Genomic DNA, 13,198 nt, shown 5'->3' with positions numbered 1-13,198 from the left:
TCTGGAGTAAAAATGTTTAACAGAAAAAATATTAAAAATAATTTAGTAAGGAGTGTTTTAGCTTTGAATCTATTATTAAATCTTTTCAGTGGCAATTTAAATATTGCTCAAAATAATGGTGAATTGCCAAGCAGAAGTGATATTCCAATTGACCAAACTTGGAATATTGCAGATATTTATTCAACACCAGATTTATGGGAAAATGATTTTAAATTATTAGAAAGTTCAATTGAAAATTACAAATCCTTCAGGGGTAAATTAGGAAGTTCAAGTTCTGAGTTATTGAAATGTTTAAAATTTGATGATGAAAACGGAATTAGAGTGAGTCGTCTATATTTGTATGCATCTTTATCAAAAGATTTAGATTTGGGAAATGCTGAAAATCAAGCAAGATATGAAAGAATTTCTGCGCTTGCTTCAAATTTATCTGCGGCAAGCTCATTTATCCGACCGGAAATTTTAGACATTCCAGAAACTAAATTGTGGGAATTTGTTAAAAATGAAGATGGTTTAAAAATTTATGATCATCAGTTACATGATTTGATTAGAACTAAGGCTCACACATTATCACCAAGAGAAGAAGAATTGATGGCATTATCTTCACCAGTTAGAGAAATTCCTTACAGTGTCTTCGGTATGTTCAATAACGCTGATATTCAGTTCCCAATGGTTAAAGGTGAAAACAATACGGATGAAATCAAAATTTCACACGGAAGATATGGAGCCGCATTATTTTCAACAGATCGTGATTACAGAAAAAGAGTATACGAAGGTTTGTATAAACCATTTAAAGAATATAAGAATACTTTGATTGCTTTATTTAACGGAAATATTAAAGCTTCAATGTTTAATGCAAAAGCAAGAAAATACGAATCAACCCGAGCTGCATCCTTAGACGCAAATAATATTCCATTAGCTGTTTATGATAATTTGGTAAATACTGTTAATCAAAATTTGGAACCGCTTCATAGATGGGGAAAACTAAAAAAGAAAATTTTAGGTATTGATAGTCTTCATGCTTACGATACTTATGTTACACTTTTCCCCGGTGTTAAAAAAGAATATTCATATGAACAATCAAAAGAAATTTTACTCAAAGCATTAAAACCGCTTGGTGAAGATTATTTAAAAAGTCTTGAATTAGCCTTTAATAATAGATGGATTGATGTTCACGAAACAAAAGGAAAACGAAGCGGAGCTTATTCATCGGGCGTTTCATATGGAGTTCATCCATACGTTTTGCTAAATTGGACTAATCAGTTAAATGATGTTTTTACATTTGCGCATGAAATGGGGCATAATATGCACTCATACTATACGGAAAAAAATCAGCCATATCCTTATGCCAATTATTCTATATTTGTTGCCGAAGTTGCATCAACAGCAAATGAAGCATTATTGTTGGATTACTTAATCGAGAATGCTGAAACTAAAGAAGAGAAAATGGCATTGATTGAAAATCAATTAACGGGAATGACTTTAACATTTTTCCGCCAAACAAGATTTGCTGAATATGAACAATTAGTTCATCAAAAAACCGAAAGCGGAGAAGCTTTAACTCCAGAATTATTATGCAAATTGTACGGAGATATGTATCAAAAATATTGGGGTCCGGAAATGGTTGTTGATGATGAAGAAACTTACACTTGGGCAAGAATTCCACATTTCTATTATAATTTTTATGTTTATCAATATGCAACAAGTTACGCAGCTTCGCAAGAATTAGTTGCTCAAATCAAAAAGGAAGGTCAACCAGCAATTGATAGGTTTCTATCGTTCTTAAAATCCGGTAGTTCAAAATACCCAATTGATGTTTTAAAAACCGCTGGAGTTGATATGACTTCTCCCAAACCAATTTTGGCAGTAGTTAATAAAATGAATGAGTTACTTGATAAACTTGAAGCTCTTTTAGCAGAATAAATTCGGAAATCTAAATGAAAATATTTACAAAAAAGGATTTAAACATATATGATCTATCACTCACATATGATGATATAAGTTTAGTTCCTTGCGAAGTATCAAGAATTAAAAGCAGAACTGAAGCTATTACTCACACTGAATTTTTAGGGAAGAAATTACTTCTTCCCGTTTTATCTAGTCCGATGGATTCAGTTACCGGAATTACAATGGCTCAAACACTTGATAAAATGGGTTGTATGGGAATTGTAAATAGGTTTGATTCTTCACTTGAAGAAATTGTGAAAATAAATGCAGAAGGAATTTCTGCTGTTTCAATCAGCTTGAATAATAATGTAGATTTAATTGCAAAACTTGCTGAATATAATTTGACAATTTGTATCGATACTGCAAACGCAAATAACATTACAGTTCTTAATAAATGTGAAGAAATTAAAAGCAGATATAATGTTAAAGTAATTGTTGGAAATGTTGCGCAAGGAAATTCTTTACAAGATTTAGTGAATGCGGGAGCAGATGCAGTAAGAATTGGAATCGGCGGCGGAAGTATGTGCACAACTTCAATTCAAACTGGAATTGGAATAGGACAAGCTTCATCTTTAATTGATTTATATTTTGCGCGCGAAGAAAAAAAGTTGGAGATAGAATTAATAGCTGATGGCGGAATTAAAAACCCCGGCGATGTTGCAAAAGCATTAGCTCTTGGTGCGGATGCAGTAATGTTAGGAAGAATGTTAGCCGGAACGAAAGAAGCTCCCGGGGAAGTAATAAAATACAACGATCAATTATGGAAAAAATATCGCGGCTCAGCTTCATTTGGCGTAAAAATGAAAAATGAATTTATTGAAGGAGAAGAAACGATGATCCCATATAAAGGTCCCGTTAAATCTGTTATTGATTCAATTTCGGATGGATTAAGAAGTTCGATGAGTTATATGAATTGTTTTTCAATTGCTGAAATGAAATCAGTAAATACATTTGCTGTTATGAGTCACAGCTCTTATGTAGAAAGACTCCCTAAAAAATAGCTGTTTGAAAAAGAAGTTATTCAAATTATATGATTCCGAATTCATTTCGGAATCTGACATTATTATTTTTTAAGATAAGTTCTTTGATTTAATCCAATTTAGCATTTCTTAATCTTAACGAATTTGTTACCACAGATACCGAACTGAAAGCCATTGCAAGAGCGGCAATCATTGGATTTAACATTCCTAAAGCAGCAAGAGGAATTCCGACAATGTTATAAATAAATGCCCAAAATAAATTTTGCTTTAATATTTTTATTGTTTTTTGAGAAAGCTTGAATGCTTTTATAACATCATTAACTTTATTATTTATCAAAATTATTTTTGCAGAATCAATTGCAATATCAGTCCCGGCACCCATTGCAATTCCAACATCTGCTTGGGTCAACGCCGCCGCATCATTAATTCCGTCACCAATCATAATAATTTTTTCATTATTATTCTGTAACTTTTTTATTACTTCAACTTTACCATTTGGTTTAATTTCTGAAAAATAATTTTTTATATTTATTTCATTAGTAATAAATTCTGCATTTTTATTATTATCTCCGGTAAGCAAAACTGTGTTAATTCCCAACTGATTTAATTTCTCAATTGCAATTTTTGCATCACTTTTTATTGAATCTTGAATTACAAAGTATCCAGCAATTTCATTTTCTATTATCACAAAAATTTTTGTGCCCAATTCAGTTTCATCTATATTACTAAAATTTAAATTTATGGATTTTGCAAATTCTTTACTTCCGATTTGAACCAATTTCCCTTTCACAATTCCAGAAACTCCGCTTCCAACTAAATATTGAAAATCAATTACATCATGCAAAGTTATTTTTTTTTCTTCCGCATATTTTGAAATAGATTTTGCAAAAGGATGCTCAGATAATTTTTCAATTGATGCTGCATATGAAATCATTTCATCAAATGGATTTGTAAAAGATTTTACTTTTGTAACAATCGGATTATTTTCAGTTATTGTTCCAGTTTTATCAAATACAAATGTTTTTGCAGAATGTAAAATTTCCAAACTTTCTGCATCCTTAATTAAAATTCCATTTTGTGCGCCAAGTCCGGTGCCGACTAATATTGCAGTTGGAGTTGCAAGTCCCATTGCACAAGGACAAGCAACAATTAATACAGCAACAAAATTTATTATTGCAATATTTAAATCAAAATTACTACCAAAGAAATACCAGATTATTCCAGTGAGAATTGCAATTAAAATAACAACTTGAACGAAAATTCCCGCAACTTTATCTGCTAATCTTTGTATCGGTGGCTTTGATATTTGTGTATTTTCAATTAGTGAAACAATTTTTCCTAAAAACGAATTTTCGCCAATTGATGTAACAATCATTTCAAACGAGCCGGTTAGATTTATTGTTCCGCCAGTTATATTTGAATTAATTTCTTTGCTTACCGGATTGCTTTCACCAGTAATCATTGATTCATTTATTGTTGAAAATCCTTTTACAATTTTTCCATCAGCGGGAATGTGTTCACCGGGTTTTACCAAAATTCTATCATTAATTTTCAAATTTTCAGTTGGAATTACTTTTGTTTTTCCATCCGAAATTATTGTACAGTTTTTTGGAGTAAGCTCAATTAAACTTTTAAGCGCTTTTGATGTTTTGGATTTTGCATTTGTCTCTAAATATTTTCCGAATAAAATAAGTGTAATTATCACCGCTGCGGTTTCAAAATATATTTGATGTGAAGAATGTGAATTGCCGAAGATTTGCGGAAACAAAGTATTTATAACACTGAAAACATAAGCTGCGCCGGCTCCAACTGCAACAAGCGTATTCATATCTGCAGAAAATTGTTTTAGATTTTTTACAAAAATTTTGAAGAATCTTTTTCCCGGGATGAACATTACCGGTGTTGTTAAAATTAGCAGGATTTTATTTGTTGTATCTTGATCAAAAATCCAAATTGATTTGAAAAACTCAAAATGAAGTAACATACTTATAACAAAAATTGGAACAGTAAAAACTATTGAAATTTTGAGATCGGATAATAAATTTTCACTTTCGGAATTTTTGTTTTCCGCTTTTGTAGATTTTTCCTCAATTAATTCGTAACCATACTTATTTAGTTTTTCAGAAAGTTCACTTAAATTAATTTTATTTTCGGGAGCGGAAAAATTTAATTTTTCCGTTGCAAGATTAACGGATATATTTTCAAAACTATCAAACTTTGATGCAATCTTTTCAACTCGTGTAACACAACTTGCACAAGTCATGCCTTTTATTTTAACGCTCACATTTTTCATTTAAATCTATAAAACTCTATACCCGGCTTCGGTTATAGCATTTTTAATTAGTTCCTCGCTTGATTTTTCTTTATCAAATTTTGCGGTAACTTTTCCAATTTCTACATTATATGAAATTAAATTTAATTCTTGCAATTCAATTTCCACAGCATTAACGCAATGATTGCAGTTCATTCCTTCAACATTAAAAATTATTTCTTCCATAAGTTCCTTTTTGTTAATAAAATTGATTATTTCTAATTTAAGATATAAATTATCGTTCAATATTTTCCATACTAAAATTGAAGATATTTTTATCTATTAAAAAGGTAATGCATGAACTTTATAAAAAAAATTTTTTATGGTAAAAAATTAGACTTAATTCTTGAAAGCGGCAGAGAAAATTTACTTAGCGAAAATTATTTTATGGCAATTAAGGATTTTACTTTTGCATTACAAATTGATCCTAAAAATGAAGAAGGTTTGTTTAATAGAGGTTTAACGCAATACAAAGTTAAACATTTCAGTGATTCACTTGGCGATTTTCTTTCACTCGAAAAAATAAATTCTGATTTTAACCCTCTACAAAATTATTATCTCTCAAACATTTATCTAAAATTAAATGATGCAAAATCGGCTTCTGAATATGCTAATAAATATTATAAAACAAATCCTAACGATACAAAAATTCAGTTTTTTGCTGCAAGGATGAAATATTTTAATGGCGAATACGATGACGCTCTAATAATTTCAAATAGATTGTGTGAATTACTACCGGAAAATTATAACGTTAGATATTTAAGAGGATTAATAAATTTTGCACTCAAAAATTATGAAAATGCTTCGGTTGATATTGATAAAGCTATAGAAATCTCATCGGTTGAAGATTATTTATTTAATATTCGCGGATTAATAAATATAAAATGTGGAAAGTATAACGAAGCCGTTGAAGATTTTGAATACGCTATTAGATTAAATCCCGAAAAAGCTTTCTATTATTTTAACAAAGCGAAAATTTTATATCAATTAAATGAACTAACCGAAGCAAAAATTTCCGTTGAAAAATCTTTAGAAATTGAGCCAAATAATAAATTTGCAATTTTGCTGAAAGCCGAACTTAATTTATTATCAGAAAATTATGAAAATGCAATAGAAGATTTGGAACTATATCAAACTTTTGAACCGGGAAATCTAGAAATAATACTTAAAAAAGCTGCTCTCAAAACAATGATTTATGATTTGGAAGGTGCAAAAAAAGATATTGAAAAAGCAATTAAATTAAAATCCGGTGATGCTGAACTTTATTTTAATCTTGCGTTTACCGAGTTCAAATTAAATAATTATTCCAACGCAATTACGAATTTAAAAACTGCAATTCAAAAAAATCCGGAATTCAGCAGTGCATATTTGCAAAAAGGAATTTTGGAATTTTTGACAAATAATTTTGAAGATTCCGTAAATTCATTGGAGAAATATTTACAGCTTCAACCAGAAACTGAAAAGGCGATAATTTTAAAATCCCGTGCATTAATTGAAATTGGAAAATTAAGCGAAGCAGAATTTGAATTGGAGAGAATAAAAGATTCTGCAGATAGCGATGAATATCAATTGCTTAAATCAAAAATTAATTATGCAAACGGAAATTTAGAAATTGCACAGAAAGCAATACAAGAAGCAGCAAATAGTGGAAAATTTGATAAAAGTATTGAATTAATTAATAATACTCTAAAACTTGAATCCGGCTTATCAAATGACATTCGCGAAATAAATGAAAACAAACTTGATAGTGTTTATAAATTGGATTCTCAAATTCTTAATACTTTAATAAGTTTTGAAAAAGAGCATTATCATACAGTAAAATATAAATTAGCTAATATTAAAAATTTGGATAAAAAGAAAGAAGAGCAGCTAAAACCAATAAATGATTTTGTAAATGGACAAATAGGTTAAAGAATTTTTATTAACAAATCTAAAAGTTAACTTTCCTAACTGATTGTTTTTTATTGATTTAAACTCATCTTTGTTTGATTTAGTGGGAAATCTTTCATATCTTTTGAACTTCGTTTGAAGAATTAACCAAAATGGAATTTAAATATGACAAAAGCTGATATAGTAGAAAAAGTTGCATCCGGAACCGGCTTAACAAAATTAGAAACTGAAGCAATTATAGAAGGATTTTTGAACACAGTAATTCAATCATTAAGAGAAGGTCACAGTATAGAAATCAGAGGATTCGGAAGTTATAAAACAAAGAAGAAAAACGCACGCTATGCAAGAAATCCCAGATCAGGTGATAAAGTTTATGTTCCAGAGCATTATGTGCCGGTTTTTAAATTCTCTAAAGATTTCAAAGCCGCTGTTGATCGCGGAATGAAAAATACTGAATCAGAATAGTTGAGTTGCCATCAAAAAATTTATGAATAAAGAAATAAAAAAAGAATTCTCGAATTTTCATCTCGCATTTACAATATTAGGTTTATTAGCGTTTGGAATATTTTTATTAATTATGTCCGGTTTATTCGATACAGCAGAACCAATATTACAGCATAATCACACATCAAATGAAACACAGCAGAATCAATCACAATCTGCAAATCTTAATGTTTTAAATGAAATAAATAAACAAGAAGAAATAATAAAAAATAATCCGGAAAATCATGAAGCATTATTAAGTTTAGCACACATGTTGAACGATAATGGATTTTACGAAAAAGCTGTTGATAAATATGAGCAATATTTAAAACTTCACCCTGAAAATGCTGATGTAATTGTTGATATGGGAGTTTGTTACTTTGAATTAAAAAATTATAATAAATCAATTTCTGTTTTAGAAAGTGCAATAAATTTAAATCCCAAACATCAAATTGCACATTTTAATTTAGGAATTGTAAATTTATCAAATGGAAATATAGAAAAAGCAAAAGAATGGTGGGGAAAGGCTCGTGATTTGGATCCCAACTCCAACATTGGAAGAAAAGCAGAAGAATTATTAAAAACAAATAACTAGGAGCGTGTACATGCCTTGCGGTAAGAAAAGAAAACGACATAAAATGGCTACTCACAAGAGAAAGAAAAGATTAAGAAAGAATAGACATAAGAAAAAAGGTAAATAGTTAACTTTGCCAACTTAGCTCAGCTGGTAGAGCAACTCATTCGTAATGAGTAGGTCGGGGGTTCGATTCCCCCAGTTGGCTCGGTAACTGTTGAAAATTTCGTCCAAAATCAACTATTTATAATCCCACTCTACTACAATCCCTTAACTACGTTTAGTTTCTTGGATATCTTTATAATTAAAATGTAGTCAAAAATATGATTACTTTAGGACATCTAAGTCTTATTTAACAATCTGGAGAGCTTGAAGGAGATATTATGTATCTATACAAGCCCAAAAACTGTTGTTATTATATTATCTATAAACAAGAAAACGGCAAATACAGTAGAATAAGTACAAGATCAAAATTAAAATCAGATGCAAATATTTTTCTGTCAAAATATATTAGTGAAGTTGAAAAAAGAAAAAAGCAAAAATTTTATGAAATTAAACTTCTTGATTTTATTTATCAGTATTTCAGATATTCGGAATCAACACATTCTAATAAAACTACTGATTCATTAAAATGGATTTTCAAAGATTTCGTAAAATTTATTGGGAATGTTTATTTAAATGAAATTAACCAATCTCAGATAGAAGCATACCTAAATTATAAAAGGAAAATTTCTGTTTATACTGTTCAAAAACATCTCGCTTACTTAAGAAGCGCATTTAATTATGCTCTAAATCAAAATTATATCTTAACTAATTATTTCAGCAATTTAAAGAACTATAAGATTCCAGAAAAACTTCCTAAATTCTTTAAACCAGAGGAATATGATTTATTCATAAATTCAATAAAAGAAGTATGGTTTAAATATATTGTTGAACTAGCTTATAATACTGGTATGAGACAAATGGAAATTGTTAAGTTAAATTGGGAACAAATTGATTTTGGTAATTCAAATATTTTATTAAACAATCATTCCTCAATTACAAAAAGTAAAAAATCCAGAGTAATTCCTTTTAACGAAAGAACAAGAAAAATTCTTGAAGCACTTTATAAAGAAAAAAATTGCGAGTTGGTGTTTAATAATAATGGAGAACTTTACAAACAAGATCACATAACAAAAAAATTTAAGAAACATATAAGAAGAATAAATATAAATCAGTCACTTAATTTTCATTCACTACGTCATACATTTGCATCACGCTTAGTGCAGAAAGGAGTTTCAATTTATCATGTAAGTAAACTTTTAGGTCATGCTTCTGTAACGACAACAAGCATATATGCACATCTGCAAACAGATGATTTAAGAGATTCAGTAAAATTGTTAGACTAAAAAATATTTTGAAAAATATTTGACAGAAATTGGAAATTAATGATGAAATGGTATATATTATACTTGTAACAACTTGTTACTGGCATGGCAAATCATATAGTTCCCCTAGTTTAGAGCATCGGAAAAAGGAAAATGGAAACGGAAAGTTGAGCAGAACTTCATTGGTTTTGCTCAACATATAAAGCTATTTAATTAGCAACGTAATAAACCTCTTTTTAGGAGGTAGATAATGAAAAATAATTTCATTATTTCTTACGGTGATTCCGTTTACAACAATCAAGTAAAAAGAGCAAACTTTAGTGATTTAGTAGAATCACTAACAACCGACCAAAAAATTTCAAAAATAGTAAGTAATGTAAGAGCGATTGCAGATAAACCCGACAGACAAGAATTCAAAAGAGCAAATCTTCCTTACTTCAATCTGGGTTTATTCAAAGATAATATAAGAAGAGGAGAACAACTTGATTCAATACAATTCATGGTTGTAGATCTCGATGGCTTATCTGCTGAACAAATGATTGAAGTAAAAAATACATTAGAAAATGATAGCAAAGTTTTTATGTATTTTATTTCTCCAAGTGGCAACGGTTACAAAGTTGTCTACAAATTCTGTGAACCAATAATTGAAGATTATGAGAAATACAGTAAAAATTATGAATATTATGTAAAAAAAATTTGGAGCAAATATGTAAATAAAATAGATGAAAAAACAAAAGATGTTGCAAGAGCATGTTATTTCAGTTATGATCCGAATTTATATTTGAACGAGAATGCCGAAACCTTAATCGTTAAAGAATTTGTAGAAACCATTGCTGAAGAAGTTACAACTGCAAAAATTGATTTAACAAAAGTAAAAACTGACGAGGAAATGTTTATTCCGGAAGCAGTAAAATTTCTAAGTAATAAAATAAATAACTATGATGATTGGAGAAGCGCCGGAATGGCTCTTGCTTCATTAGGTGAGAAAGGAAGAAGTTACTTTCAAGAACTCAGCAGAAATCCAAGATACAAGGATACAGCGAAAAAGGTAGATAAAAAGTTTGATAACTTTCTTCAAAAAGCAACCGGCAAAATTAAGATTGCCACGCTTTTTGAAATAGCTAAAAATTACGGATTTACTTATTCAGCTCCTAAACAACCTATTATAACCCCTATTATCAATGTCGCTTCTTTTGTTAATGAAATGAAAGATCAATTTAATCATGATGATAACAGAGTAATAGGTGAACTGATTGGTTATAAGTTGAATAAGTTTTCAGAAATTGCTCAAAACCTTGACGGAGTTCAGCCGGGGTTTTATCATTTGGCAGCGGATACAAATATTGGTAAAACAGCATATTACACAAACCTTGCTATTGATATGCTAAATAGCAATGATGATTTATCTGTACTTTTCTTTGCTCTGGATGATTCAAAAAAATATGCAGCTTACAGATATCTCAGCATTCTTTCTGAATTGAAATTCAAAGATGTAAAATATGGTCTGAAAAATCTCAAAGATCCAGTTGATAGGACTGCCTTAACTTATGCTAGAGAAAAGTTCCTTGAATATGTTGAAGATGAAAGATTACTTATTTATGATAGATCAGATATTATGCACATTGATCAAGTAGAAGATGTAATTAAGAATTATTACTCAAAGAATATTGTTGTAATAATTGACGGACTTTATAATTTAGAAGTAAGTGACGGATCTAAGGAAGGTATAAGACAAGAAAATATTGAACGTGCTCAGAAAGTAAAGAAATTAGTTGATGTTTATAACTTGCCGATTTTTACAACCGGAGAGTTTAGAAAGAAACAAAAAAGTGAAGGAGAAAACAAGAAACCGGTTATTGATGATCTTATGGAAACCGGAAAGTTTGCCTACAATGCAAATGTAGTTTGGTTACTCTATCCAGATGATTACAAAATGAAGAATGAACCCGAAGTAAAACTTAAGCTGGAATATGCTAAGAACAAGATCTCAGAATTCAAGGGAATCCAAGAACTAACTTTCATCAGAGGTAAAGGTAAAATTGAGCAAGGTTGGTCGAAGTTTAGCTATAAACGTACCTATACAGAAGATGAGAACAAAAAAGGATTAAAGCTAAGTGACATTACCAATTTAGGCGGTGGAGAACTTGAATAATGAAGAATACAAATATCGTCAAGTTGGACCGTACCACAGTACAAGAATATCTCCCGATGTTAACGCATCGGGGAGTATTTTCAAATTATGAAAATCTACCCAAGAGAGATGAAATACTTCAAGCAGAAAAGAACAGACTTAAAGTAGATAATCTTACCCTTGAGCAAGAAAGAAATGTATTAAGTAAAGTAGGAAAGTATAGATCAAATGCCTATGTGATTAGAGATTACGGAGATTATGTAATAGCATTCTCAGCAAAGATGTATCTAGAAAATCTAACTAAAACAGAAGAAGAACTAAAAGATGAATTGATGCTTGAGAAATATGGTACAGAAAAAATAAATGAAGCACTAAAGAAAATCAGTACTTATAAATTAGCACACAAGTTAGCCATAATTATTTTAGGTGAAGTTTACAAACAACAAAAACACGAAGGACTTATTCTTTCAAAATCTGAAATAGTAAAAGCTCTTGGATACGAATCAGCTAATAAGTACATATATGAAGATATAAGAGATGCCATGCAATCACTGCGATGGTTAGACTACCTAGTTTACAATTATAAAACAAAGAAGAAACTCAAACAAGAAAGTAAAACAACTGGTAATTTCATTTACAACCTATCTGAAAGCTCAGCCGAATTTAAGGTTTGGGTAAATCCTTTGTTTGTAGGCTGCGCCATTCATATGGCTAATGACGGAACATCTTTAAGTAAAGAAGAGCGCCAAACATTATTTGCCAGAGGGTATCTAAATTATCCATTGAGTTATATTGCTGATTCAAAAAATGCTAGTCCGGCTTCATATTACTTAGGTCATTTTCTTATTACACAATTGGGAAACAAAAAATTAAATACTAAAGAGTCAAAAGTAATAGCGGTAAGTTTTGATAAACTAATTGAAGAATCAAAGATTGAGGAAACCAGACCAGATAGAAAAGTAAAGAAATTATTGGATGCACTCGAAGAAATAGCGTATGTACAACAAATAAAGCCCACGATAAGTGAATTAAGGAAAATGAAGCCAAAAGTTGTAGAGAAAAAAACGGTACACATTTATTTACTTCAGCAAGAAAAGTAATCCTAGCGATCCAAAAAAGGGGGTAAAAGTAATCCTAGCGATCCAAAAAGTACGCCTAGCGATCCAAAATGTGGCTGTAAGTTGTTGTAATATAAAGAGTTAACTTCACTTAAAACTATTTAAAATAGTTTAAAAGGAATAAAAAGCCCCTCCACTACGTTGCGGGGCTTTTTTGGGTTAGTCTGGTGTTAGTCTGATGTTAACTTGGTGTTAGTCTGATGTTAACTTGGTGTTCGTCTCGACTTGGTATCGAGTTAACAATCTGATTTACTCTGATGTTATCCCGAATCATTCTGATAATCTGCTGAATCAAGAATTACCCAAACAATTCTGGCTCTGTCCGCATAGCTAAATAAGATCATCAAATCTGCCATTCGCAGATTTTAAAAAGGGGGCGTTACATATGCAACTCCTAATC

10 protein-coding genes and 1 tRNA gene are annotated in these 13,198 nt (G+C 30.2%); 9 read left to right on the top strand and 2 right to left on the bottom strand.

The features are described from left to right. The first annotated feature begins 12 nt into the window (after positions 1 to 12). Both pepF and IPM32_00850 read left to right on the top strand, forming a co-directional pair. Entirely contained in the window at positions 13 to 1,920 is a 1,908-nt protein-coding gene (gene pepF / locus IPM32_00855) for an oligoendopeptidase F (protein ID MBK8943794.1), read from the top strand. A gap of 14 nt (positions 1,921 to 1,934) precedes the next feature. Further along, the gene (locus tag IPM32_00850; protein ID MBK8943793.1) at positions 1,935 to 2,945 is read left to right on the top strand and encodes a guanosine monophosphate reductase; all 1,011 of its coding nucleotides are present in this window, start codon (positions 1,935 to 1,937) and stop codon (positions 2,943 to 2,945) included. 88 nt (positions 2,946 to 3,033) lie between these two features. On the opposite strand, the gene cadA is transcribed toward IPM32_00850, so the two are convergent. Then, on the bottom strand, positions 3,034 to 5,217 hold the full coding sequence (gene cadA / locus IPM32_00845; GenBank protein ID MBK8943792.1) for a cadmium-translocating P-type ATPase: 2,184 nt from the start codon (positions 5,215 to 5,217) through the stop codon (positions 3,034 to 3,036). A gap of 6 nt (positions 5,218 to 5,223) precedes the next feature. Then, positions 5,224 to 5,421, bottom strand: coding sequence for a cation transporter (locus IPM32_00840; protein MBK8943791.1), 198 nt, complete (start codon positions 5,419 to 5,421; stop codon positions 5,224 to 5,226). Positions 5,422 to 5,532: 111 nt separating this feature from the next. Here IPM32_00840 and IPM32_00835 point away from each other — a divergent pair, with 111 nt between their 5' ends. The 7 genes from IPM32_00835 to IPM32_00805 all read left to right on the top strand — a co-directional run bounded on the left by IPM32_00835 (position 5,533) and on the right by IPM32_00805 (position 12,780). Then, entirely contained in the window at positions 5,533 to 7,146 is a 1,614-nt protein-coding gene (locus IPM32_00835) for a tetratricopeptide repeat protein (protein MBK8943790.1), read from the top strand. A 144-nt stretch (positions 7,147 to 7,290) separates the two neighbouring features. Further along, positions 7,291 to 7,590: an integration host factor subunit beta gene (locus IPM32_00830; protein MBK8943789.1), complete on the top strand. Its 300-nt coding sequence runs from the start codon at positions 7,291 to 7,293 to the stop codon at positions 7,588 to 7,590. A gap of 22 nt (positions 7,591 to 7,612) precedes the next feature. Next, complete coding sequence (locus tag IPM32_00825) at positions 7,613 to 8,203, top strand: tetratricopeptide repeat protein (protein MBK8943788.1); 591 nt, start codon at positions 7,613 to 7,615, stop codon at positions 8,201 to 8,203. A 114-nt stretch (positions 8,204 to 8,317) separates the two neighbouring features. Continuing rightward, positions 8,318 to 8,390, top strand: a tRNA-Thr gene (locus tag IPM32_00820). A gap of 175 nt (positions 8,391 to 8,565) precedes the next feature. After that, on the top strand, positions 8,566 to 9,570 hold the full coding sequence (locus IPM32_00815; GenBank protein ID MBK8943787.1) for a site-specific integrase: 1,005 nt from the start codon (positions 8,566 to 8,568) through the stop codon (positions 9,568 to 9,570). Between the two features lie 229 nt (positions 9,571 to 9,799). Then, a complete protein-coding gene (locus IPM32_00810; GenBank protein MBK8943786.1) occupies positions 9,800 to 11,701 on the top strand; it encodes a PriCT-2 domain-containing protein in 1,902 nt (633 codons plus the stop codon). Then, the gene (locus tag IPM32_00805) at positions 11,701 to 12,780 is read left to right on the top strand and encodes a hypothetical protein (GenBank protein MBK8943785.1); all 1,080 of its coding nucleotides are present in this window, start codon (positions 11,701 to 11,703) and stop codon (positions 12,778 to 12,780) included. The genes IPM32_00810 and IPM32_00805 overlap by 1 nt, the downstream gene beginning before the upstream one ends. Positions 12,781 to 13,198 lie beyond the last annotated feature (418 nt).

It is taken from the genome of Ignavibacteriota bacterium, assembly GCA_016716225.1.
Classification (GTDB): Bacteria; Bacteroidota; Ignavibacteria; order Ignavibacteriales; family Melioribacteraceae.
This window is presented reverse-complemented; position numbering and strand designations above follow the sequence as displayed.

What these genes read in the sequence shown, in the direction of transcription:
- pepF (MBK8943794.1), top strand. Translation starts at nt 13, where the DNA reads ATGTTTAACAGAAAAAATATTAAAAATAATTTAGTAAGGAGTGTTTTA.
- IPM32_00850 (MBK8943793.1), top strand. Translation starts at nt 1,935, where the DNA reads ATGAAAATATTTACAAAAAAGGATTTAAACATATATGATCTATCACTC.
- cadA (MBK8943792.1), bottom strand. Translation starts at nt 5,217, where the DNA reads ATGAAAAATGTGAGCGTTAAAATAAAAGGCATGACTTGTGCAAGTTGT.
- IPM32_00840 (MBK8943791.1), bottom strand. Translation starts at nt 5,421, where the DNA reads ATGGAAGAAATAATTTTTAATGTTGAAGGAATGAACTGCAATCATTGC.
- IPM32_00835 (MBK8943790.1), top strand. Translation starts at nt 5,533, where the DNA reads ATGAACTTTATAAAAAAAATTTTTTATGGTAAAAAATTAGACTTAATT.
- IPM32_00830 (MBK8943789.1), top strand. Translation starts at nt 7,291, where the DNA reads ATGACAAAAGCTGATATAGTAGAAAAAGTTGCATCCGGAACCGGCTTA.
- IPM32_00825 (MBK8943788.1), top strand. Translation starts at nt 7,613, where the DNA reads ATGAATAAAGAAATAAAAAAAGAATTCTCGAATTTTCATCTCGCATTT.
- IPM32_00815 (MBK8943787.1), top strand. Translation starts at nt 8,566, where the DNA reads ATGTATCTATACAAGCCCAAAAACTGTTGTTATTATATTATCTATAAA.
- IPM32_00810 (MBK8943786.1), top strand. Translation starts at nt 9,800, where the DNA reads ATGAAAAATAATTTCATTATTTCTTACGGTGATTCCGTTTACAACAAT.
- IPM32_00805 (MBK8943785.1), top strand. Translation starts at nt 11,701, where the DNA reads ATGAAGAATACAAATATCGTCAAGTTGGACCGTACCACAGTACAAGAA.